Annotated in this window: 19 protein-coding genes and 6 tRNA genes; 24 read left to right on the top strand and 1 reads right to left on the bottom strand. The window is 45.7% G+C overall.

The window, feature by feature from the left end; genetic code table 11:
• Positions 1 to 57 precede the first annotated feature (57 nt).
• The 12 genes from relA (at position 58) to rpoS (ending at position 12,958) form a co-directional block, all read left to right on the top strand.
• Entirely contained in the window at positions 58 to 2,277 is a 2,220-nt protein-coding gene (gene relA / locus ACWYVB_RS12470; protein ID WP_005393896.1) for a GTP diphosphokinase, read from the top strand.
• A gap of 209 nt (positions 2,278 to 2,486) precedes the next feature.
• Positions 2,487 to 3,284, top strand: coding sequence for a nucleoside triphosphate pyrophosphohydrolase (gene mazG, locus ACWYVB_RS12465; RefSeq protein WP_395222546.1), 798 nt, complete (start codon positions 2,487 to 2,489; stop codon positions 3,282 to 3,284).
• Positions 3,285 to 3,495: 211 nt separating this feature from the next.
• The gene (locus ACWYVB_RS12460; RefSeq protein WP_005393892.1) at positions 3,496 to 5,136 is read left to right on the top strand and encodes a CTP synthase; all 1,641 of its coding nucleotides are present in this window, start codon (positions 3,496 to 3,498) and stop codon (positions 5,134 to 5,136) included.
• A gap of 78 nt (positions 5,137 to 5,214) precedes the next feature.
• A complete protein-coding gene (gene eno / locus ACWYVB_RS12455; RefSeq protein WP_005383785.1) occupies positions 5,215 to 6,516 on the top strand; it encodes a phosphopyruvate hydratase in 1,302 nt (433 codons plus the stop codon).
• Positions 6,517 to 6,980: 464 nt separating this feature from the next.
• Positions 6,981 to 7,262 (top strand): cell division protein FtsB, encoded by a 282-nt coding sequence (ftsB, locus tag ACWYVB_RS12450; RefSeq protein ID WP_005380907.1) that lies wholly within the window; start codon positions 6,981 to 6,983, stop codon positions 7,260 to 7,262.
• A 1-nt stretch (position 7,263) separates the two neighbouring features.
• On the top strand, positions 7,264 to 7,971 hold the full coding sequence (gene ispD / locus ACWYVB_RS12445; protein ID WP_395222545.1) for a 2-C-methyl-D-erythritol 4-phosphate cytidylyltransferase: 708 nt from the start codon (positions 7,264 to 7,266) through the stop codon (positions 7,969 to 7,971).
• Positions 7,972 to 7,985: 14 nt separating this feature from the next.
• Positions 7,986 to 8,462 (top strand): 2-C-methyl-D-erythritol 2,4-cyclodiphosphate synthase, encoded by a 477-nt coding sequence (gene ispF, locus ACWYVB_RS12440; protein ID WP_005393886.1) that lies wholly within the window; start codon positions 7,986 to 7,988, stop codon positions 8,460 to 8,462.
• 46 nt (positions 8,463 to 8,508) lie between these two features.
• Positions 8,509 to 9,552: a tRNA pseudouridine(13) synthase TruD gene (truD, locus tag ACWYVB_RS12435; protein ID WP_012841410.1), complete on the top strand. Its 1,044-nt coding sequence runs from the start codon at positions 8,509 to 8,511 to the stop codon at positions 9,550 to 9,552.
• A complete protein-coding gene (gene surE / locus ACWYVB_RS12430; RefSeq protein WP_005393882.1) occupies positions 9,552 to 10,328 on the top strand; it encodes a 5'/3'-nucleotidase SurE in 777 nt (258 codons plus the stop codon). The genes truD and surE overlap by 1 nt, the downstream gene beginning before the upstream one ends.
• The gene (locus ACWYVB_RS12425; protein WP_046875091.1) at positions 10,328 to 10,954 is read left to right on the top strand and encodes a protein-L-isoaspartate(D-aspartate) O-methyltransferase; all 627 of its coding nucleotides are present in this window, start codon (positions 10,328 to 10,330) and stop codon (positions 10,952 to 10,954) included. Before surE ends, ACWYVB_RS12425 begins: the two co-directional genes overlap by 1 nt.
• Before the next feature lie 13 nt (positions 10,955 to 10,967).
• The gene (locus tag ACWYVB_RS12420) at positions 10,968 to 11,891 is read left to right on the top strand and encodes a peptidoglycan DD-metalloendopeptidase family protein (protein ID WP_006743295.1); all 924 of its coding nucleotides are present in this window, start codon (positions 10,968 to 10,970) and stop codon (positions 11,889 to 11,891) included.
• Between the two features lie 80 nt (positions 11,892 to 11,971).
• Positions 11,972 to 12,958 (top strand): RNA polymerase sigma factor RpoS, encoded by a 987-nt coding sequence (gene rpoS, locus ACWYVB_RS12415; protein ID WP_005393877.1) that lies wholly within the window; start codon positions 11,972 to 11,974, stop codon positions 12,956 to 12,958.
• An 82-nt stretch (positions 12,959 to 13,040) separates the two neighbouring features.
• Here the strand turns inward: rpoS and mutS are convergent, their stop codons facing one another.
• Positions 13,041 to 15,602 (bottom strand): DNA mismatch repair protein MutS, encoded by a 2,562-nt coding sequence (gene mutS / locus ACWYVB_RS12410; RefSeq protein WP_006743294.1) that lies wholly within the window; start codon positions 15,600 to 15,602, stop codon positions 13,041 to 13,043.
• 84 nt (positions 15,603 to 15,686) lie between these two features.
• Between mutS and pncC the strand changes: the two genes are divergently transcribed.
• The 12 genes from pncC (at position 15,687) to ACWYVB_RS12350 (ending at position 23,500) form a co-directional block, all read left to right on the top strand.
• Positions 15,687 to 16,169: a nicotinamide-nucleotide amidase gene (pncC, locus tag ACWYVB_RS12405; RefSeq protein ID WP_065646115.1), complete on the top strand. Its 483-nt coding sequence runs from the start codon at positions 15,687 to 15,689 to the stop codon at positions 16,167 to 16,169.
• Positions 16,170 to 16,369: 200 nt separating this feature from the next.
• Positions 16,370 to 17,413, top strand: a complete 1,044-nt coding sequence (gene recA, locus ACWYVB_RS12400; RefSeq protein WP_005393872.1) for a recombinase RecA — start codon at positions 16,370 to 16,372, stop codon at positions 17,411 to 17,413.
• Between the two features lie 128 nt (positions 17,414 to 17,541).
• Positions 17,542 to 18,009: a recombination regulator RecX gene (gene recX / locus ACWYVB_RS12395; protein ID WP_395222543.1), complete on the top strand. Its 468-nt coding sequence runs from the start codon at positions 17,542 to 17,544 to the stop codon at positions 18,007 to 18,009.
• Between the two features lie 142 nt (positions 18,010 to 18,151).
• Complete coding sequence (gene alaS, locus ACWYVB_RS12390; RefSeq protein WP_258657032.1) at positions 18,152 to 20,734, top strand: alanine--tRNA ligase; 2,583 nt, start codon at positions 18,152 to 18,154, stop codon at positions 20,732 to 20,734.
• 212 nt (positions 20,735 to 20,946) lie between these two features.
• Complete coding sequence (locus ACWYVB_RS12385; protein WP_005393869.1) at positions 20,947 to 22,134, top strand: aspartate kinase; 1,188 nt, start codon at positions 20,947 to 20,949, stop codon at positions 22,132 to 22,134.
• Positions 22,135 to 22,226: 92 nt separating this feature from the next.
• A complete protein-coding gene (csrA, locus tag ACWYVB_RS12380) occupies positions 22,227 to 22,424 on the top strand; it encodes a carbon storage regulator CsrA (RefSeq protein ID WP_004415691.1) in 198 nt (65 codons plus the stop codon).
• Positions 22,425 to 22,758: 334 nt separating this feature from the next.
• Positions 22,759 to 22,850 (top strand) — tRNA-Ser (locus tag ACWYVB_RS12375).
• Positions 22,851 to 22,882: 32 nt separating this feature from the next.
• Positions 22,883 to 22,959, top strand: a tRNA-Arg gene (locus ACWYVB_RS12370).
• A gap of 29 nt (positions 22,960 to 22,988) precedes the next feature.
• A tRNA-Ser gene (locus ACWYVB_RS12365) sits at positions 22,989 to 23,080 on the top strand.
• Positions 23,081 to 23,165: 85 nt separating this feature from the next.
• Positions 23,166 to 23,242: transfer RNA gene (locus ACWYVB_RS12360), tRNA-Arg, on the top strand.
• A gap of 55 nt (positions 23,243 to 23,297) precedes the next feature.
• Positions 23,298 to 23,374, top strand: a tRNA-Arg gene (locus ACWYVB_RS12355).
• Positions 23,375 to 23,426: 52 nt separating this feature from the next.
• Positions 23,427 to 23,500 (top strand) — tRNA-Arg (locus tag ACWYVB_RS12350).

Genomic DNA, 23,500 nt, shown 5'->3' with positions numbered 1-23,500 from the left:
GAACTAACCTGGACGGTGTTAGTCAAACCACACGAATATAATAATTAGGATGATGAGATGGTTGCGGTAAGAAGCGCGCATTTAAACCAAGATGAACAGTTTGAACTCGAAAACTGGGTGGCTAGCCTGGGACAAGAGAAAAACACAGCCTCACGCTTAATCGAAGTATATCGAGATTGCCAGACGGTATTAGCCGATAACGAGCAAGCGGAACTGTTGTTGTGGCGTGGACGAGAAATGATCGAAATTTTGATCACCTTGTCTATGGATCAGGCCACCTTAGTGGCTGCACAACTGTTTCCTTTGGTTTCAAGTGGTGCTTTTAACAGAGAAATTCTGGAAGAGAAATACAGCAAAGAAATCATAAAATTAATCGATGGCGTTGAAGAAATGGCGGCTATTGGCCAACTCAATGTCAACATGGAAGGGAGTGCGGCGTCATCTCAGGTAGATAACGTACGCCGCATGCTGCTTGCCATGGTGGATGACTTCCGCTGCGTGGTTATCAAGCTTGCGGAGCGAATTTGTAACCTTATTGAAGTTAAAAAAGCGCCTGATGAAGTTCGACGTGCGGCGGCAAAAGAGTGTGCCAACATCTATGCGCCGCTAGCAAACCGATTAGGCATCGGTCAGCTGAAATGGGAAATTGAAGATTACGCTTTCCGCTACCAACAGCCGGAAACTTACAAACAAATTGCCAAGCAGCTTTCTGAGCGACGCATCGTTCGTGAACAGTATATCAAAGACTTTGTTGAAGACCTCACGCACGAAATGGAAGTGTCAGGTATTAACGCCGAAGTGAGTGGTCGACCTAAGCACATCTACAGCATTTGGCGAAAAATGCAGAAGAAGAGTTTGGCATTCGATGAGCTGTTTGATGTTCGAGCAGTACGTATCATCGCAGACAAACTGCAAGACTGTTACGCGGCTTTGGGTGTAGTTCACACCAAATACAAGCACCTACCGAGCGAGTTTGATGACTACGTTGCTAACCCTAAACCAAACGGTTATCAATCGATCCACACCGTAATTCTAGGGCCAGAAGGCAAAACCATCGAGATCCAGATTCGTACCAAGCAAATGCATGAAGAGTCGGAGCTGGGTGTTGCCGCGCACTGGAAATATAAAGAAGGGGCAAGCAGCCGAAGCGGTTATGATGAGAAGATCACGTGGCTGCGTAAGCTACTGGATTGGCAAGAAGAAATGTCAGATTCTGGCGAAATGCTTGATGAGCTACGTAGCCAAGTCTTTGATGACCGCGTCTATGCGTTTACGCCTCGTGGCGATGTTGTCGATTTACCTATGGGGGCAACGCCGCTAGATTTTGCCTACCATATTCACTCCGAAGTGGGACACCGTTGTATTGGCGCCAAAGTCGGAGGCCGCATAGTACCGTTTACTCATAAACTACATATGGGTGATCAGGTTGAGATTATCACTCAGAAAGAGCCTAACCCATCGCGAGACTGGTTAAACCCATCATTAGGCTTCGTTCATTCTGGCCGCGCGCGTGCCAAAATTAACGCCTGGTTCCGAAAGCAAAGCCGTGAGAAGAACCTCGAAGCGGGTCGTGAAATTCTTGAACATGAGTTAGCAAAAATTGGCGCAACGTTAAAAGATGCTGAGCATTACGCTCTCAAACGGTTTAACGTCAAAACACCAGATGAGCTTTACGTTGGTGTTGGTAGCGGTGATTTGCGTATCAACCAAATCATTAACCATATTAATGCGCTCGTTAACAAGCCAACGGCAGAAGAAGAAGACCAGCAAGCACTGGAAAAACTGCAAGAAGCAGAGCACAAATCACCAGCGCAAAGCCGACCGAAAAAAGACGCCGTCGTTGTAGAAGGCGTTGATAACCTAATGACGCACCTAGCGCGTTGCTGTCAGCCGATTCCAGGTGATGATATCTGTGGTTACATCACGCAAGGTCGCGGGATTTCAGTACACCGTAGTGACTGTGAACAGCTAGAAGAACTGCGCCATCACGCGCCAGAGCGCATCATCGATACTGTCTGGGGCAGCGGCTTCGTCGGGTCATACATCCTCACCGTCCGTGTTGAAGCGATGGAGCGAGGTGGTCTACTCAAAGACATTACGACACTGTTCGCCAACGAAAAGATCAAAGTGACCAGCATGAAGAACCGAGTCGATTACAGACGTCAACTTGCCATCATGGACTTTGATCTAGAAGTCACCAATATTGAAGTGCTTTCTCGTGTTTCGAAACGGGTAGAACAAATAAAGGATGTCATGACGGTGAAACGCCTCGGCTAACTTTCACGTCGTACTTGTCACTTTTACTGCGTTAACTGCGTTTTCTTGCTCCATCACATAGGCGAGCTATGCTCAGGAGTCGCGAAAACTTGTTGCCTTGTCAAAGTAACAATTACTTAGTGAAAGCTGCTGAGAAAATATAATGTAGAAGGTGAGTGGTTTTGGCTGCTCACCTTTTTCTTTAATAGAAAGGTTTAAAGGAACAAAAAATGAGTCATCCAATTGAACAATTAGAACAAATCATGGCGAAGTTGCGTGACCCAGAAAACGGTTGCCCTTGGGACTTAAAACAAACCTTTGACACCATCGTTCCGCACACCATCGAAGAAACTTACGAAGTGGTGGACGCGATTCAAAATCGAGACTGGACCAATCTAAAAGAAGAGCTAGGGGATTTGTTGTTTCAGGTGATTTTTTACAGTCAGCTAGCGAAAGAGCAAGGGCTGTTCGAATTTTCGGATGTTGTCGAAACTGTGAATGAAAAACTGACTCGCCGTCATCCGCATGTTTTTTCAGATGTTGAGTTTGAATCGGATGAGGAAATCAACGCCAACTGGGAAGCGGAAAAAGCAAAAGAAAAAGCGCAGGTGGGCAAAGCGGAAGAAAGTATCCTAGACTCAATACCAAACTCTTTGCCAGCACTTTCTCGTGCTACAAAGATACAGAAAAAATGTGCGAAATATGGATTTGACTGGGACTCTCTTGGCCCGGTCGTCGATAAGGTGCGAGAAGAAATTGATGAAGTCATGGAAGAAGCACTACAAGTTCAGCCAGATGAAGAAAAAGTGGAGTTGGAACTCGGCGATTTGCTATTTGCGACCGTCAATTTGGCACGCCATCTTGATAAAAATCCAGAAGTCGCACTAGGGAAAGCAAACTTAAAGTTTGCGAGACGTTTTAAGCAAGTTGAAGGAAAGGTCCAGCAGTCAGGCAAAGCGCTTACAGATTGTTCTTTATCAGAGCTCGACGATTTCTGGGATGAAGTAAAGCGAGAAGAGTCTAGATAGGGGAAAATAAGCGGAATATACAATATGAGGCCAGTTTGCCTCTTAACACGAAAACGGACTTTGGTTTGTCTTTGCTCACTTTGATTTGAAGCAAAAAATAAAAAATTACGGTGTGATAGATTTCACGTTGTGGCGGTAAGGAGCTTCTGGTATATTTATCTCCCGTCCAGAAGCACTCCATTTCCCTCATTCAACCAATTTCAGGTTAAACATGACGACAAATTACATTTTTGTTACTGGCGGGGTTGTATCCTCTCTAGGTAAAGGTATTGCAGCAGCATCTCTTGCGGCTATTCTAGAAGCTCGTGGTCTTAAAGTGACTATGATGAAGCTTGACCCTTACATCAACGTTGACCCGGGCACAATGAGCCCTACTCAGCACGGTGAAGTGTTCGTTACAGAAGATGGCGCAGAGACTGACCTTGACCTTGGTCACTACGAGCGTTTCATCCGTACCAAGATGACCAAGCGTAACAACTTTACTGCAGGTCGTGTTTATGCCGACGTACTTCGTAAAGAACGTCGTGGTGACTACCTAGGCGCAACTATTCAAGTTATCCCTCACATCACTAACGCGATCAAAGACCGTGTAATCGCTGGCTCTGAAGGCCATGATGTGGCTATCGTTGAAGTTGGCGGTACCGTTGGTGATATCGAATCACTACCATTTATGGAAGCGATTCGTCAGCTAGCCGTTGAACTAGGCCGTGAGCGCGCAATGTTCATGCACCTAACACTTGTTCCTTACCTAGCGGCAGCGGGCGAAGTGAAAACTAAGCCAACTCAACACTCTGTAAAAGAACTTCTATCTATCGGTATTCAGCCAGATATCCTAGTTTGCCGTAGCGACCGCGTTATTCCAGCGAATGAACGTAAGAAAATCGCACTATTCTGTAATGTTCCAGAAAAAGCAGTAATTTCAATGAAGGACGTAGATTCTATCTACAAGATTCCTCAATTGATCAAGTCTCAAGGTCTAGATGATCTTGTGTGTGCTCGCTTTGGCATCACAGCTCCTGAAGCTGATCTTTCTGAGTGGGAACAGGTTATTTACGAAGAAGCAAATCCTACTGGTGAAGTAACCATCGGTATGGTTGGTAAATACACTGAATTGCCAGATGCATACAAGTCTGTGAACGAAGCGCTTAAACACGCTGGCTTGAAAAACCGTCTAAGTGTCACAATTAAGTATGTAGACTCACAAGATATCGAAACAAAAGGCGTTGAGCTGCTAGAAGGCTTAGACGCGATCCTAGTTCCAGGTGGCTTCGGCGATCGTGGTATTGAAGGCAAGATCCGTGCGGCTCAATATGCACGCGAAAACAATGTGCCTTACCTAGGTATTTGTTTGGGTATGCAAGTTGCACTAATTGAATACGCGCGTAACGTTGCGGGTATGGAAGGTGCACATTCAACAGAATTTAACAAAGAGACTAAGTACCCTGTGGTAGGTTTGATCACAGAGTGGGTAGACGAGTCAGGTAACGTAGAAGAGCGTACTGAAAAGTCTGACCTAGGTGGTACGATGCGTCTTGGTTCACAGCTATGTCACCTAGAGAAAGGGACGAAAGCTCGTGAACTGTACGGTAGCGCGACGATCCATGAACGTCACCGTCACCGTTACGAAGTGAATAATGTGCTTCGTCCGCAAATCGAAAAAGCAGGTCTGAAAGTTTCTGGCCTATCAGCGGACAAGAAGTTAGTGGAAATGATTGAGAACCCAGCTCACCCATGGTTTGTAGCGGCTCAGTTCCACCCAGAATTCACATCGACTCCTCGCGATGGCCACCCATTGTTTGCAGGTTTCGTTAAGGCTGCGGGCCAAAACGCACGCGGCGAATTCGAGAAGTAAAAGGATACGGGCGGCGGCGAAGGTTGTGCTGCTGCCCTTTAAAATTGACATTTATATTTGAAACGAGAGGAAACATTAATGTCTAAGATCGTTAAAGTTCTAGGTCGTGAAATCATCGACTCACGTGGTAACCCAACTGTAGAAGCTGAAGTACACCTAGAAGGCGGTTTCGTAGGTATGGCGGCAGCTCCATCTGGCGCATCTACTGGTTCTCGCGAAGCTCTTGAGCTACGTGACGGTGACAAAGCACGTTTCCTAGGTAAAGGTGTTCTTAAAGCAGTTGAAGCTGTAAACGGCCCAATCGCTGAAGCTCTAGTTGGCAAAGACGCTAAAGACCAAGCTGCAATCGACGCAGTAATGATCGAACTAGACGGCACTGAAAACAAATCTAAATTCGGTGCTAACGCTATCCTAGCTGTTTCTCTAGCAAACGCTAAAGCTGCTGCTGCAGCTAAAGGCATGCCTCTATACGAGCACATCGCTGAACTAAACGGTACAGCTGGTCAGTTCTCTATGCCTCTACCAATGATGAACATCATCAACGGTGGTGAGCACGCAGACAACAACGTTGACATCCAAGAGTTCATGATCCAACCAGTTGGTGCTAAGACTCTTAAAGAAGGTCTACGTATCGGTGCAGAAGTATTCCACAACCTAGCTAAAGTTCTTAAGTCTAAAGGCTACAGCACTGCAGTTGGTGACGAAGGTGGTTTCGCTCCTAACCTTAAATCTAACGCTGAAGCTCTAGAAGTTATCGCAGAAGCTGTTGCAGCTGCTGGTTACGAACTAGGTAAAGACGTTACTCTAGCTATGGACTGTGCAGCATCTGAGTTCTTCGACAAAGAAGCTGGCATCTACAACATGAAAGGCGAAGGTAAAACTTTCACTTCTGAAGAGTTCAACCACTACCTAGCTGAGCTAGCTAACCAATTCCCAATCGTTTCTATCGAAGACGGTCTAGACGAGTCTGACTGGGATGGCTTCAAGCACCAAACTGAACTACTAGGTGACAAGCTTCAACTAGTAGGTGACGACCTATTCGTTACTAACACTAAGATCCTTGCTGAAGGTATCGAGAAAGGCGTAGCTAACTCTATCCTTATCAAGTTCAACCAAATCGGTTCTCTAACTGAGACTCTAGCTGCAATCAAGATGGCTAAAGACGCAGGTTACACAGCAGTAATCTCTCACCGTTCTGGCGAAACTGAAGATGCAACTATCGCTGATCTAGCGGTAGGTACTGCTGCAGGTCAAATCAAAACTGGTTCTATGAGCCGTTCTGACCGTGTTGCTAAGTACAACCAACTAATCCGTATCGAGGAAGCTCTAGGTGAGCGCGCTCCTTTCAACGGTCTTAAAGAAGTTAAAGGTCAAGCTTAATTCTTAGTTGAATAAGTTTAGCTAAATAGCTTTCTAGAAACGCTCCACTTCGGTGGGGCGTTTTTTATTTAAGAGCGATGAGCCGTTCTGGCCGTGTTGCTGCCATACCTAAAGAAAGCAACCCATTTATCTGCATCGAGGAAGCTCTAGGTGAGCACGCTCCTCCATGTTTCAAAGAAGCGGTCTTAAAGAAGCTCAAGCTTAGTTCTTCATTGGATTAACCGCTTAGGTTGAAGCTTTGAAATACCCTGATTTTGCGGGGTGTTTTTGTATCTATAGGCTTGTATTTCTTGGTCTTACTTTGGTGAGTGCTAAGAATAGCTTCATATGTCTTTGTTTCATTTTGCTGCTTATTTCTTGTAAGGAGCGTGTGAGTCTCCCTTTCTCCCCTAGAGGCAACCTCGCATTTATGCTATATATGTCACCTTATCTAATTCCTTCCGGTACAGAATGTTAGCAGCGATATGCGAATCTTTGTTATAGCCCTTACGCTACTGTTTGGCTTGCTTCAATACACTCTATGGTTTGGTAAAAACGGAGTGTCTGACTACTACACAGTAAAAGATGAAATTGAAGTTCAGCAACAAGTGAACAGCAAGCTACAAGCTCGCAATAATGAAATGTTTGCTGAGATTGATGACTTAAGGCAAGGTCTTGATGCGATTGAAGAACGTGCGCGTCATGAGCTTGGTTTAGTTAAAGATGGCGAGACTTTCTACCGCATTATAGGTGAGGAAAACCATTAAAATGTTGGATGTGAACTCATCGCATGTCGCAATTGTTCCTGCTGCCGGTGTCGGTAGTCGAATGAAGGCTGACCGCCCTAAGCAATATTTATTGATCGACGGAAAAGCGGTGCTGGAACACACTGTAGAAAAGTTGCTGTCGCACCCACGAATTTCGAAAGTGGTTGTCGCCATTACCGAAGGTGACCCTTATTTTCCTGAGTTAACCATCGCGAACCATCCCGATGTAATTCAAGTCGCGGGTGGCAAAGAGCGCGCTGATTCCGTACTTTCAGGGCTAAACTATGTCAATGAACATCTGGAAAGCGAGTGGGTATTAGTCCACGACGCTGCAAGGCCATGTGTATTAACATCTGACATTGACCGTTTGATTGATGTTTGCTGCGCTCACCCAACGGGTGGCATTCTCGCATCTCCTGTGAGAGATACAATGAAGCGAGCAAACGTAGCACAAGATATCGATCATACGGTAGAGAGAGAAGCATTGTGGCATGCATTAACTCCACAAATGTTTAAAACTCAACAACTGACTCGAGCACTGGCTGACGCATTAGAACAAGGCGTATCCATTACGGATGAAGCATCGGCTTTAGAGTGGTTGGGCGAAACGCCTGCTTTAGTCCAGGGTAATGCGAATAACATAAAAATTACTCAGCCAGAAGATCTCGCGTTAGCCGAGTTTTATCTGAGCCGTGAGCGCGGCGAATAAAGAAAGGATAGAAAATGATTCGAATTGGTCATGGTTTCGATGTACATAAATTCGGTGGTGAAGGCCCGGTCATTATCGGTGGTGTTGCTATCCCTTACGAGCAGGGCTTAGTAGCCCACTCAGATGGTGATGTTGCACTTCATGCTTTGACTGATGCGCTACTCGGGGCGATTGCTGCGGGTGATATTGGTCGTCACTTCCCGGATACCGACGATAAATGGAAAGGGGCTAATAGCCGCGAATTGTTGAAAGACGTTTATCGTCGTGTCAAAGAGCAAGGCTACCGCCTTGGTAATGCCGATGTCACCATCATGGCACAAGCACCTAAGATGGCACCTCATATTGACGCGATGTGTGCGGCGATTGCGGAAGACCTAGAAACCGATATTAGTAACATTAACGTAAAAGCGACGACGACAGAGCGTCTCGGTTTTACTGGACGCAAAGAAGGCATTGCAACGGAAGCCGTGGTGCTTCTGTTCAAGCAATAATTAACCAACTTGCTCCTTAATGCTGTGTAAACAGCGGAAAAACATCATGTCAGATATTTTATCTTCATTGGCTTATCTAACGGGTAAGCCTGTTGCATCGGCAAAAATCAAAGCGCAACCAGAACATTTTCAGGTTCGTGAGGATTTAGGTTTTGCCTTTACGGGCGAAGGCGAGCACCTAATGGTGCGCATTCGAAAAACTGGAGAAAATACCAGTTTTGTTGCGAATGAGTTGGCGAAAGCTTGTGGCGTAAAGTCGAAAGACGTTAGCTGGGCAGGCCTTAAAGACCGCCATGCCGTGACGGAACAGTGGCTGAGTGTCCATTTACCGAAAGGGGAAACGCCGGATTTCTCGGCATTCCTAGCTCAATATCCGAGTATTGAGATCTTAGCGACTGATCGACACAACAAAAAACTGCGTCCTGGAGACTTAATAGGGAACGAGTTTGTTGTCACTTTGTCTGAAGTGACTGACGTTGAAGATGTAGAGCAACGCCTTGAAAAAGTGAAACAAGTTGGTGTGCCAAACTACTTTGGTAGTCAGCGTTTTGGCAATGATGGCAACAACCTTGAAGAAGCACGTCGATGGGGACGTGAAAACGTTCGTACCCGTAATCAAAATAAGCGCAGCATGTATTTATCAGCGGCGCGTTCGTGGATCTTCAACCGTATCGTTTCTGCTCGTCTAGAAAGTGGTGTGTTTGATAAATTCATCGATGGTGATATTGCACAGACAAGTTCTGGCACTCAGTTGATTGATGCAAGCAATATCGCAGATCTACAAGCACAATTTGCTGCAGGTGAAGTGGCAATTACCGCGGCCCTAGCAGGTGATAATGCGCTTCCAACTCAAGCGGATGCGCTTACTTTAGAACAACCGTTCTTAGATGAAGAGCCTGATCTCATGGCGCTGATTCGTGGTAATCGCATGCGCCACGACCGTCGCGATATTGCGCTGAAGCCACAAGATTTAGCTTGGACGGTTGAAGGTAACAACATTACGCTGACTTTCTCACTGGATGCGGGATCTTTTGCAACCTCTATCGTTCGTGAGTTAGTTAATGAGGTTGAAGTAGAAAGAGAATACTAATGGAACAGGATTCACTAAACGCGAAGCCCCTAAGAGTCTTAATCAGCAACGACGATGGCGTACATGCGCAAGGGATTCATGCACTTGCTGATGAGTTGCGAGATATCGCTGAAGTGACCATTGTCGCACCCGACCGAAATCGTTCAGGTGCTTCGAACTCACTGACACTAGAGCAACCATTACGCGTAACTGAAATTGCCCCAAATATCTATTCAGTGCAAGGAACGCCTACAGATTGTGTACATTTTGCGCTGAATGAGCTGATGAAAGATGATTTGCCCGATCTTGTTTTATCAGGCATCAACCACGGTGCAAATTTGGGTGATGATGTTCTTTACTCAGGAACGGTAGCTGCAGCAATGGAAGGGCATTTCCTTGGTGTTCAGTCGGTTGCTTTTTCGCTGGTGGGTAAGCGTCATTTCGAATCTGCCGCAAAAATTGCACGTCAAATTGTGCAACAGCATTTAGCGTCTCCGATTCCAACGAATCGGTTATTGAACGTAAACGTGCCTGACTTACCAGCGGAAAACCTGGGCGAAATCGAAGTCACGCGTTTAGGTGCGCGTCATCACGCAGAGAATATGATTAAGCAGAAAGATCCGAGAGGTCATGATATTTATTGGTTAGGGCCTCCAGGAAAAGAGCAAGATGCGGGTGAGGGCACCGACTTTTATGCGATTGAACATGGTCGAGTTTCAATGACGCCTCTGCAAGTTGATCTCACTGCTCATGAATCGCTGCGTGCAATGGATAGTTGGTTAAAGGAAGAGAAGTAATGAGTAACCCACATGCTGACAGGTTGATAGCGTTTCTTATCTCCAGTGGCATCAAAGACCAAAGAGTTCTGGATGCTATCCAACGCTTACCACGAGAAAGCTTTGTCTCTCAAGCGATGATGCACCAAGCCTACGATAACAATGCGTTACCGATTGGTCAGGGACAAACTATTTCTCAACCTTATATTGTTGCTCGTATGACCGAGTTACTCGAACTAGAGCCAACGAGTCACGTACTGGAAATCGGAACGGGTTCCGGTTATCAAACCGCAGTACTGGCGCAAATTGTTGACCATGTATACTCCGTTGAGCGAATTAAATCGTTGCAATGGGAAGCAAAACGCCGTCTGAAGCAATTGGATATCTACAATGTTTCAACCAAGCATGCTGATGGATGGCAAGGTTGGGAAGCTCGTGGTCCTTTCGATGCCATCATTGTTACCGCAGCCGCAGAAGTGATCCCCCAAGCACTTCTCGCACAATTAAAAGATGGCGGTAAGATGGTGATTCCTGTTGGAGATAAGGAGCAACAGTTACTAAAAATTGAACGTAAGGGAGATGAATATCTCTCTACTGTTGTGGAAATGGTTCGATTTGTACCTCTGGTTGCGGGTGATTTAGCTTAAGGGTTAGGGATAGGTGAGTAAGTTATTACGTCATATTGGTATTAGCTTTGTGTTTGCTGCAGGACTAGTTGGTTGTGCAGCGCATTCTCCTGCACCTGTCTCTAGCTTAAAGAAAGACTATTCAAGCCTTGAAAGAGGAAGTTACAGAGGGAGTTATTATGAGGTAAAAAAAGGCGATACACTTTACTTCATAGCTTATGTCACAGATAAAGATGTAAATGATCTTGTCCGTTACAATGAGTTAACTCAGCCTTACACCATCTACCCTGGACAGAGGCTAAAACTTTGGGCTCCGAAATATGTCGCCCCTAAATATGGCCAAAAAGTTGAACCCGTTGTGGTTCCTGTTGTTACGACGCCACCAGCCCCAGTGACGAAAACATCAACAGCCTCTAAACCGAAAACTTCAAGTAAAAACTCTAGTCAAAAACCTACAGAGACTAAGCCTAAAGTCGTACAAAAACAGCCTCCAAAGAAGGTTGAACAATCGAAAACAAAGGAGTATGTTGGTTCAAAAGATAACCAAAAAGTGAAGCAAAAAGCGCCAGTTACCACGGCGAAGAGTGATAAAGTTTCTAAGTGGTTGTGGCCAACAAAAGGGAGAGTAATCAAGAACTTTTCGGCGGGAGAACAGGGAAATAAAGGTATCGACATCGCAGGACAGCGTGGTCAACCTATCGTTTCAACCGCAGCCGGCACCGTTGTTTATTCAGGCAATGCGCTACGAGGTTATGGCAACTTAATTATAGTAAAGCATAACGACAATTATTTAAGCGCCTATGCACATAATGACAAACTGCTGGTATCAGAAGGACAAAGTGTAAAAAGCGGACAGAAAATCGCCACCATGGGTAGTTCCGGTGCTAAATCAGTCAAGCTACACTTTGAAATTCGCTATCAAGGTAAATCGGTGAATCCAAAACGCTATTTGCCTTAAAACTTTGAAAAACAACTTGCGACATCATTTAGCGACATATTGAGTTGTCATGTCTTGCTAACTCGCCAGGGGGAGGCGTTATGAGTATCAGCAACACAGTAACCAAAGTTGAAGAGTTTGCATTTGACAATGCGTCAGTGAAGACCATTGATAACGAACTCGAAAAATCATCATCCACAGAAAGCAAAACGGCTGCGCGTGAAGAATTTGACGCGAGCAGTAAAAGCTTAGACGCAACTCAGTTGTATCTAGGTGAAATTGGCTTCTCACCTCTACTTACTGCCGAAGAAGAAGTGCTTTATGCTCGACGAGCCCTGCGTGGCGATGAAGCGGCACGTAAACGTATGATCGAAAGTAACCTACGTTTGGTGGTCAAGATCTCTCGTCGATACAGTAATCGAGGTCTAGCACTACTCGATCTGATTGAAGAAGGTAACCTTGGTTTGATCCGTGCGGTCGAGAAGTTCGATCCAGAGCGTGGTTTCCGCTTCTCTACTTATGCGACCTGGTGGATCCGACAAACGATCGAACGTGCGTTGATGAACCAAACTCGTACGATCCGTCTACCTATTCATGTCGTGAAAGAGCTGAACATTTATCTGCGTACTGCGCGTGAACTTTCTCAGAAGCTCGATCACGAACCTACCGCAGAAGAAATTGCTGCTCAGTTAGATATTCCAGTCGAAGATGTAAGCAAAATGCTACGTCTCAATGAGCGTATCAGTTCTGTCGACACACCAATCGGTGGTGACGGTGAAAAAGCGCTGTTGGATATTATTCCCGACGCAAACAACTCCGATCCAGAAGTCTCGACTCAAGATGACGATATCAAATCATCGCTGATTCATTGGTTAGAAGAGTTGAATCCAAAACAGAAAGAAGTACTTGCACGACGTTTTGGTCTTCTAGGCTATGAGCCTTCGACGCTTGAAGAAGTTGGTCGAGAGATTGGTTTGACACGTGAGCGTGTACGTCAAATCCAAGTAGAAGGTTTACGTCGTCTTCGTGAGGTTTTAATCAAGCAAGGTTTGAATATGGAAAACTTATTTAACGTCGAAGATGATTAAATAATCCGTACTTCAGTAGATATGCAAAAGGCTATGGTTATCCATAGCCTTTTTTCTTTTGTGCTCGCTTAAGTGAATCGATTTAAAGCATCTTCTTCAAACGATACAACTCTTCAAGTGCTTGGCGTGGAGTCAAATCATCAGGATCAATACCAGATAAGGCTTGTTCGATCTCGCTAGGTTCTGGAATTAGACTCAATTGGTTAGCCACATCTACTGCACTTGGACGTGGTGCGTCACTGTTTTGCCCTAGTTGCTCTAGCTGAGATAGTTTGTTACGCGCATTTTTGATGACCGTTTTGGGTACGCCGGCTAAGCCCGCAACAGCTAGGCCGTAAGACTTACTTGCCGCACCTTCTTGAACTGCGTGCATAAAGGCAATGCTGTCACCATGTTCTACGGCATCCAAGTGAACGTTCGCTAAGTTTGGCAGTTGGTTTGGCAACTCTGTCAATTCGAAGTAGTGAGTTGCAAATAGTGTCATCGCACCAATTTGTGTTGCGAGCCATTCCGCACTTGCCCAAGCTAAAGATAGGCCATCGTAAGTACTGGTACCGCGACCGATTTCATCCATTAGCACTAAACTGTTTTTAGTTGCATTGTGCAGAATATTAGCGGTTTCCGTCATTTCTACCATGAAGGTCGAACGACCAGATGCAAGATCATCTGACGCACCAATACGAGTAAATATACGATCTAAAGAACCAATTTGTGCAGATTCTGCAGGTACATAAGAGCCGATATGTGCCATCAATGCAATCAGCGCAGTTTGACGCATGTAAGTGGATTTACCACCCATGTTTGGACCGGTGATGATTAACATTTTACGTGCTGGGTTAAGCTCTATTGGGTTCGCGATGAACGGTTCTGTTGTTACTTGCTCTACGACTGGGTGACGACCCGCTTGAATGTGAATGCCAGCGTCTTTCACAAGCGTTGGTCGGCAGTAATCCAACGAATCTGCACGCTCTGCTAGGTTTTGTAGTACATCGAGTTGAGACAGAGCAGAAGCTAAATTCTGCAGCTTCTCCAGATTTGGCATCAATAGATCAAACAGTTCTTCCCACAGCTGCTTTTCAAGTGCCAGCGCTTTCGATTTCGAGTTAAGTACTTTGTCTTCGTGCTCTTTAAGCTCTGGGATGATATAGCGTTCGGCATTTTTTAGTGTTTGGCGACGTACATAGTGCGGTGGAACCAAATGGCTCTGGCCACGGCTCACTTGAATAAAGAAGCCATGTACGTTGTTGTAGCCGACTTTAAGCGTATCGATGCCGTGTCGTTCACGCTCATCTCGCTCAAGCTGCTCAAGGTATTCTGTTGCACCGTCTGCTAATTTGCGCCATTCATCGAGCTCGGCATTATAGCCTTCAGCGATCACACCACCATCACGAATAACAACTGGCGGATTTTCTTTAATTGCACGCTCTAACAGATCACATACTTCGTCAATCGGAGCTGCGTATTGTGCCAGTTTTGCTAGATATGGATGGGTCAAAGAAGCGGTTACAGATTCTAGCTCTGGTAGCTGCTGCATGGCATTGCGAAGTCTAGCCATATCGCGAGGGCGAGCAGAGCGTAGTGCAAGGCGTGCTAAGATACGTTCAATATCACCAATTTGTTTTAACGTTGGTTGAAGATCGGCAAACAGCGCTTGTTCTTTAATCTCACCAATCGCATCAAGACGATTGTTTAACGTTTCAATGCAACGCATAGGCTGATGTAGCCAACGCTTCAGCATTCGGCTGCCCATCGGCGTCGCACAATGGTCGAGTACCGCAGCGAGTGTGTTATCGGTTCCACCTGCTAGATTTTGAGTAATTTCCAGGTTGCGTCGGGTAGCGGCATCAAGGATGACGGATTGGTCCTGATGATCAAACGTTAAAGAGCGAATATGAGGCAAAGCAGTGCGTTGCGTATCTTTCACATACTGGATCAAACAACCAGCAGCACATAACCCTAAGGACGCATGTTCTACGCCAAAACCAACCAGATCTTTAGTGCCAAACTGTTGATTGAGTTGTTGCTTAGCCGTATCAAGCTCAAATTCCCATACTGGGCGACGACGGTTACCGTTGCGGCTCGCCATTAAATGTACAGGTTCAAAATCTTCTGGGAATAGTAGCTCACGTGGTGCGGTACGCTGAAGCTCGGCTGTCATCGCTTCTTCGGTTTCTGGTTCTGTCAGTTGGAAGCGACCAGAAGTGACATCCAGCGTCGCATAACCGAACTTACCGTTGTGATGGTAAATGGCTGCGATTAAGTTATCGACACGCTCAGAAAGCAGTGCTTCATCCGTCACAGTACCTGGTGTCACGATACGCACAACTTTACGTTCTACCGGACCTTTGCTGGTGGCTGGATCGCCAATTTGTTCGCAGATTGCGACTGATTCACCAAGCTGAACAAGTTTTGCTAGATAGCCTTCTACTGCGTGAAATGGCACTCCCGCCATAGGAATAGGCTCTCCAGCTGACGAACCGCGCTTAGTTAGCGAAATATCAAGCAGTTGGGACGCTCGCTTTGCATCATCGTAAAAGAGTTCGTAGAAATCGCCCATGCGGTAGAACAGCAAAATCTCAGGGTTCTCAGCTTTTAGCTTGAGGTATTGCTGCATCATCGGAGTGTGTTTTTGTTCAGCTTTCACAGGTAAGTTCTTTTGTTTATTTCCGTAGCGGCTTAGGATACGTGAATCCCTATCAAGTAAAAAGAGACAAAGGGCATTTTGGCTATGGAAAAAACAACAAAATTGAGCGCAGATTTAGGCGCATTATTGGCTAAACACGGGCATGTTTTAACGACGGCAGAATCATGCACGGGTGGCGGTGTTGCGACCGCTATTACTGATATTGCAGGCAGCTCAGGTTGGTTAGATAGAGCTTTTGTCACTTACAGCAACGAAGCCAAAATGGAAATGCTGGGTGTGAGAGTGGAAACCTTAGAGGAACATGGTGCCGTGAGTGAGCCCGTTGTGATTGAAATGGTGCAAGGTGCGCTTCAACACTCGAATGCCACTATTGGGGTTTCCATCAGTGGTGTTGCTGGACCGGGGGGAGGCACTGATGAAAAGCCGGTTGGAACCGTCTGCTTTGCTTTTGCGGATAAGCACGACTGGCTCTTTGTTGAGACCATGCATTTTTCTGGTGACAGGGCGGAAGTTCGTCAACAAGCGGTGATGCATGCATTGACTCGATTGCATCAACATTTAATTTAGAATTTCTTACACTGTCTTAGCCCAGAATTGATAAGGGCTAGAGCAAATCCTTAGAAGCAGTGAACTAAATTTTTTCTATACAGGTATAGACACTGTATGAATCAACAGTATAATAACTTTCATTGCTGAGCAGGTTAGCTGCTTAAGAAAAATGAATTACTATTCGTCGCCCAAAGAAGATGAATAAATCGGAGAAAGTAATGGACGAGAACAAACAGAAAGCGCTCGCCGCTGCGCTAGGTCAAATTGAAAAGCAATTCGGTAAAGGCTCTATCATGCGCCTTGGTGATAACCGAGCAATGGACGTAGAAACCATCTCAACAGGCTCTCTTTCTCTTGATATCGCTTTGGGTGCAGGTGGTCTGCCAATGGGTCGTATCGTAGAAGTCTACGGTCCAGAATCTTCAGGTAAAACAACACTAACGCTTGAGCTTATCGCTGCTGCGCAACGTGAAGGTAAAACTTGTGCGTTTATCGATGCAGAGCACGCTCTGGATCCTGTCTACGCGAAGAAACTTGGTGTTGATATCGATGCGCTCTTGGTTTCTCAGCCAGACACTGGTGAGCAAGCACTAGAGATTTGTGATGCACTAGCTCGCTCTGGCGCTATCGACGTAATGGTTGTTGACTCAGTTGCGGCGCTAACACCAAAAGCAGAAATTGAAGGCGAAATGGGCGACAGCCACATGGGTCTGCAAGCACGTATGCTTTCTCAAGCGATGCGTAAGCTAACAGGTAACCTAAAACAGTCTAACTGTATGTGTATCTTCATCAACCAAATCCGTATGAAGATTGGTGTGATGTTCGGTAACCCAGAAACGACCACGGGTGGTAACGCACTTAAATTCTACGCTTCTGTTCGTCTTGATATTCGTCGTACTGGCGCAATCAAAGAAGGTGACGAAGTCGTTGGTAACGAAACTCGCATCAAAGTAGTTAAGAACAAGATTGCTGCACCGTTTAAAGAAGCCAATACGCAAATCATGTACGGCCAAGGCTTTAACCGCGAAGGTGAGCTGGTAGATCTAGGCGTGAAGCACAAACTGGTTGAAAAAGCTGGTGCATGGTACAGCTACCAAGGCGATAAGATTGGTCAAGGTAAAGCGAACGCGTGCAACTACCTACGTGAGCATCCTGAAGTGGCTAAAACCATCGATACTAAATTGCGTGAAATGTTGTTAGCGCCAGCCCTTGCGGAAGCTCCTGAAGCAGGCGAGGCGCCTGAGCAAGCTGAAGAGTTTTAATCCCTTCACAGATTAAAAAGTGATAAAGCCCTGCAATGCGGGGCTTTGTTGTATCTATTGACATCAAAAATCGAATCATCACAAAGGCCATTGAGAGTCTGTACAGCAAAAATACCTTTAGGATCACCATGTACCAAAAGCGCCAGACACCAACATTATCGAGCAAAGAGGCGGCTATCCAACTGCTTAGCCGTCGCGATCATGGTCAGTATGAGCTGTACCAAAAACTGTCGATGAAAGGCTATGAAGCATCAGACATCGAAATCGCGATTAATTTTTGCTTAGACTATAACTATTTAGATGATTTACGTTATGCGAAGAGCCAAATTCGGCAGCATGTATACAAAGGACATGGAGAGCGTCGAATTCGCCAAGAGTTAAACCAGAAACGTGTTGCGGAATCGGTGATTGAGCAAGCCATGGCTGAAGAACCGCAAGACTGGTTTGAACTTGCTAAGCAGGCGGCAGAAAAGAAATTCAAAGGCGTCAAAGCCAAGGACCAAAAAGAATACGCAAAACAAGTCCGTTTTCTACAATACCGAGGCTACAGTTTCGACCAAATTAGCTATGCGCTTGCCTTTGAAGACCAAGATTAGCGTTGATCCAATTGCGCTGATTTTTGTTTTGCTTCAAATTTTTTCTTCTGCTCCCTCTTTTCCTCAAGAAAACTAGTCTCAGCTGTTTGCATGATCTACAATACGGCAAAATTCTAACTCGACTATTTTCAGGAAGAGCTGCATGTACATGAGCACTGACGAGGTTCGTAACGCGTTCCTCAAGTTCTTTGAAAGCAAAGGACACCAAATCGTAGAAAGTTCATCGTTAGTTCCACATAACGACCCAACCCTGCTGTTCACAAACGCAGGTATGAACCAATTTAAAGATTGTTTCTTAGGCTTAGAAAAACGAGCCTATACTCGAGCGACTACGGCTCAGCGTTGTGTACGTGCTGGTGGTAAACACAACGACCTGGAAAATGTTGGCTTTACCGCTCGTCACCACACATTCTTTGAAATGCTAGGCAACTTCAGCTTTGGCGACTATTTCAAAGAAGATGCGATTTCATTTGCTTGGGAATTCCTAACCGAAGTTCTTAAACTGCCTGCGGATCGTCTATTGGTAACCGTTTACGAAACCGATGACGAAGCATTCGACATCTGGAACAAAAAAGTTGGCGTGCCTGCTGATCGTATCGTGCGCATTGGTGACAAAGAAGGTGGCAAGCCTTACGAGTCTGATAACTTCTGGCAAATGGGCGACACTGGTCCTTGTGGTCCATGTACTGAAATCTTCTACGATCACGGTGAACACATCTGGGGTGGTCGTCCTGGCACGCCTGAAGAAGATGGTGACCGTTTCATCGAGATCTGGAACAACGTATTCATGCAGTTCAACCGTCACGCAGACGGCACTATGGAACCGCTACCAAAACCATCGGTAGATACTGGTATGGGTATCGAGCGTATCTCTGCAATCATGCAAGGCGTTCACTCAAACTACGAAATCGATGTATTCCAAACTCTTATCAAAGCAGCGGCTGAAGTCATTGGTTATGAAGATCTATCGAACCAATCGCTACGCGTTATTGCTGACCACATCCGTTCATGTTCATTCTTGATTGTTGATGGTGTGATGCCTTCAAACGAAGGTCGTGGTTACGTACTACGTCGTATCATTCGTCGTGCCGTACGTCATGGTAACAAGCTAGGTGCACAAGGTGCATTCTTCTATAAGCTTGTTGGCGTATTAGCAGAAGTAATGGGTACAGCAGGCGAAGAGCTGAAGCGTCAACAAGCAGTGGTTGAAAAAGTACTGCGTATCGAAGAAGAAAACTTCGGTCGTACACTTGAGCGCGGTATGGTAATTCTTAACGAAGCATTAGATAACCTAGATGGCAAAGTGCTAGACGGCGAAACGGTATTCAAGCTTTACGATACTTACGGCTTCCCAGCAGACCTCACTAACGACGTTGCACGTGAGCGTGAGTTCGCGATCGACGAAGAGGGTTTCGAAAAAGCGATGGAAGAGCAGCGTCAACGTGCGCGTGAAGCTGGTCAATTCGGTACAGATTACAACGCAGCAATCAAAGTTGATACGCAAACAGAGTTCTGTGGTTACACAGGTACTAAAGGTTCTAGCTCAGTCGCAGCGATGTTTGTTGAGGGCAACGAAGTAGATTCACTATCTGCAGGCGATAAAGCCATCATCGTGCTTGGTGAAACGCCATTCTACGCAGAGTCAGGCGGTCAGTGTGGTGACGCGGGTGAAATCCGTACTGAGTCTGGTGTATTCCGCGTTGAAGACACTCAAAAACTCGGTAACGCAATCGCACACCACGGTGTAATGGCAGAAGGCGTGCTAGCGAAAGGTGACGAAGTGGCAACTATCGTTGACGCAGAGCGTCGCGCAGCTATCTCTCTTAACCACTCAGCGACGCACTTGCTACACGCAGCACTACGCCAAGTTCTTGGTGAGCACGTAACGCAGAAAGGCTCACTAGTGAAAGCTGACAGCCTACGTTTCGACTTCTCACACCTAGAGGCAGTAACTGCAGCAGAACTGAAAGAAGTTGAGCGTCTAGTAAACGCACAAATTCGTCGTAACCACACGATTGAAACCAATGTGATGGACATTGAGTCTGCTAAGAAGAAAGGCGCAATGGCATTATTTGGTGAGAAGTACGATGACGAAGTTCGCGTGCTGTCTATGGGCGACTTCTCTACTGAACTTTGTGGTGGTATTCACGCATCAAGCACGGGTGATATTGGTCTATTCAAAATCACATCAGAAAGCGGTATTGCAGCTGGTATTCGTCGTATTGAAGCGGTAACAGGCGAGGCGGCATTAGACGCTATTGAAGCTCAAAATGCGAAGTACGAAGAGAAACTGGCAGAATCTGCACAGAAAGCAAAAGCACTAGAAAAAGAAGTGCAGAAGCTAAAAGATAAGATGGCAGCCGCAGAAAGCGCTAACATCATGGGCAAAGCGGTTGAAGTAAATGGCACAAAAGTTCTAGTTGCGGCCCTTGAAGGTGCTGATAGCAAGAACCTACGTACCATGGTTGATGACATCAAGAATCAAATGGGTTCTGGTGTAGTACTGCTTGCAAACGTAACGGGTGACAAGGTTGGCTTGATTGCTGGTGTGACTAAAGATCTCACTGGTAAAGTAAAAGCAGGTGAACTGGTTAAAATGGTTGCAGAGCAAGTCGGTGGTAAGGGCGGTGGTCGTCCAGACATGGCTCAAGCCGGTGGTACTGATGTTTCAGCACTACCAGAGGCAATCAAAACAGTTCAGCCTTGGCTAGAAGAGCGTTTATAAGCTCTTAACTAATAAAATTACGCTCAATCAAGTTTCTTTGATTGAGCGTAATTTTTTTTAGCAACCAAGTGGTTTAATTGACCAAAAGTTAACCGAGTCATTTAAGCTGCTTGGTTTTTGTTGTAACTACTGCTTATATAATTTTTCTCAAAGGAAATATTTAAGATGTAAGCAGTTCTAAAGAGACTTCGGTCTTGGGAAGGTGAAGACTGGTGAAAAAGCCCCTTATCGTGCAAAAGTTTGGCGGAACCTCTGTGGGTTCAATTGAAAGAATCCACCAAGTCGCTGAACACATCATTAAGGCGAAAAATGATGGCAATCAAGTTGTTGTTGTCGTGTCTGCAATGTCAGGCGAAACAAACAGACTGATGGATCTCGCTAAACAGATAGATAGCGTACCTACAGCTCGAGAACTTGATGTTTTGCTCTCTGCTGGTGAGCAAGTGTCAATGGCACTGTTAGCCATGACTTTGAATAAAATGGGTCATGCTGCGCGCTCGCTTACCGGAGCACAGGCGAATATTGTGACGGATAATCAACACAATGACGCAACGATTAAACACATTGATACCACGACAATTATGGGATTGCTTGAGCAAGACCAAATCGTGATTGTTGCGGGCTTTCAAGGTGTGAATGAGAATGGGGATATCACCACATTAGGTCGAGGTGGCTCAGATACGAGCGCTGTGGCACTGGCGGGCGCATTGCGCGCTGACGAGTGTCAAATCTTTACCGACGTTGATGGTATTTATACTTGTGACCCACGTGTAGTGAAAAATGCGCGCAAATTGGCGGTTATCGATTTTCCTTCAATGGAAGCGATGGCAAGCCGAGGCGCAAAAGTATTACATTTACCTTCAGTGCAATTTGCATGGAAGAATAATGTGCCACTACGCGTGCTTTCGACATTTGATGTTAATGAAGGCAGTTTGGTAAAGGGGGAGTCAGGCAATCAAGCCGTCTCTGGTATAGCCATTCAACGTGACCTTGCCATTATCGAAGTCGATAAAGAACATTTATCTAGTGCTACAAAACAATGTCAGATGTTGGGTATAGACATTTGGAATGTGATCGAGGAAGCAGAACGGGCAGGTATCATGATAAAACAAGATGCATGTGCCAAGTTCGATCTGGTGTTCAGCGACAAAATCCGTAATAGTGAAGTGGTAAGCCTGTTGACCGCAGTGGGGCTTGAGGCCAATGGAATGGTAGAGCACGCATGCGATTTGTTGGCAAAGCGAGATATTGAGATCAATTTCAGCGCAACGAATGCACTCACTATGATGCTAGTTTTAGCACCCGAATGTGTGGATACAGCAGCAAACATTCTGCATGATGCTTACATTACGTCTAGTGAAGCATTAAACATTCAACAAAAACATGCCTTTTTAGGCTGATTTTCGCTAACAAGGTAGTTTACGAAAATATAACTTTTGTTGGATAATAGCTTTGTAGCAAGAAAATTTAGAGATTACTCAAGGAGCAAAGAATGCTAATTTTGACTCGCCGCGTAGGCGAAACACTGATGATTGGTGATGAAGTGACTGTAACTGTACTAGGTGTGAAAGGTAACCAAGTACGTATCGGCGTTAACGCTCCGAAAGAGGTTTCAGTTCACCGTGAAGAAATCTACATGCGCATTCAAGCTGAAAAAGGCAATGGCAACGTTGCTTCAGGTAACTACTAAGTCGCTCCTGTTTACAGAGCTTAGTTTGAATGAAAAAGGCTAACCGAAGGGTTGGCCTTTTTAGTCTTTAATGTTTTTGAAGATTTGCGGAAACCATTGTGTTGACTGTGGCTGTGAATCCGTCAATATTGTTTAATCGAACACCAGGAAGTTGTTTGAAAATAAATGTCTTTTTTTCAGAGAAGACTCTCTTTTTTTCATCATAATAGAGTGGTAAAGTTCGTTTAATAGTCACTTTGATTAAATCAGCAACGGTTAAGTCAGTTTCGTGGATTTTTTCAAAGAAAGTGTTTGACATATTTTCGGTAAAACGTAATATGTGCCTCCGCAAGACGGTGAGGTGGCCGAGAGGCTGAAGGCGCTCCCCTGCTAAGGGAGTATACGGTTTATCCCGTATCGAGGGTTCGAATCCCTCCCTCACCGCCATTCTTGCAACGTTGAGAAATCAACAAAAAAGTGCGTCCTTAGCTCAGCTGGATAGAGTACCTGGCTACGAACCAGGCGGTCGGAGGTTCGAATCCTCCAGGACGCGCCATATCTCTTTTGAGATATAACAATGAAAACGGTGAGGTGGCCGAGAGGCTGAAGGCGCTCCCCTGCTAAGGGAGTATACGGTTTATCCCGTATCGAGGGTTCGAATCCCTCCTTCACCGCCATTCATTGACTGGCCCGATGGCCTTTTTTTTGTTTCGTAAGAAATGAATGTGATTTGCTTCACAACTTCCTAGCAAGAAGATCTGCGCGTCCTTAGCTCAGCTGGATAGAGTACCTGGCTACGAACCAGGCGGTCGGAGGTTCGAATCCTCCAGGACGCGCCACTATTTAATAATTCGTTTGATAAACGGGTTATACAAAGTAAAATAAGATTATTGCGCGTCCTTAGCTCAGCTGGATAGAGTACCTGGCTACGAACCAGGCGGTCGGAGGTTCGAATCCTCCAGGACGCGCCACTTATTGAAGGGTATTGCCCTGATATTGATGAAAGTCGATATCAAAAACTGCGCGTCCTTAGCTCAGCTGGATAGAGTACCTGGCTACGAACCAGGCGGTCGGAGGTTCGAATCCTCCAGGACGCG

It is taken from the genome of Vibrio sp. JZG10 (assembly GCF_054064075.1).
Note: the sequence above shows the minus strand (reverse complement) of the source record. Positions and strands in the feature narration are given on the sequence as shown.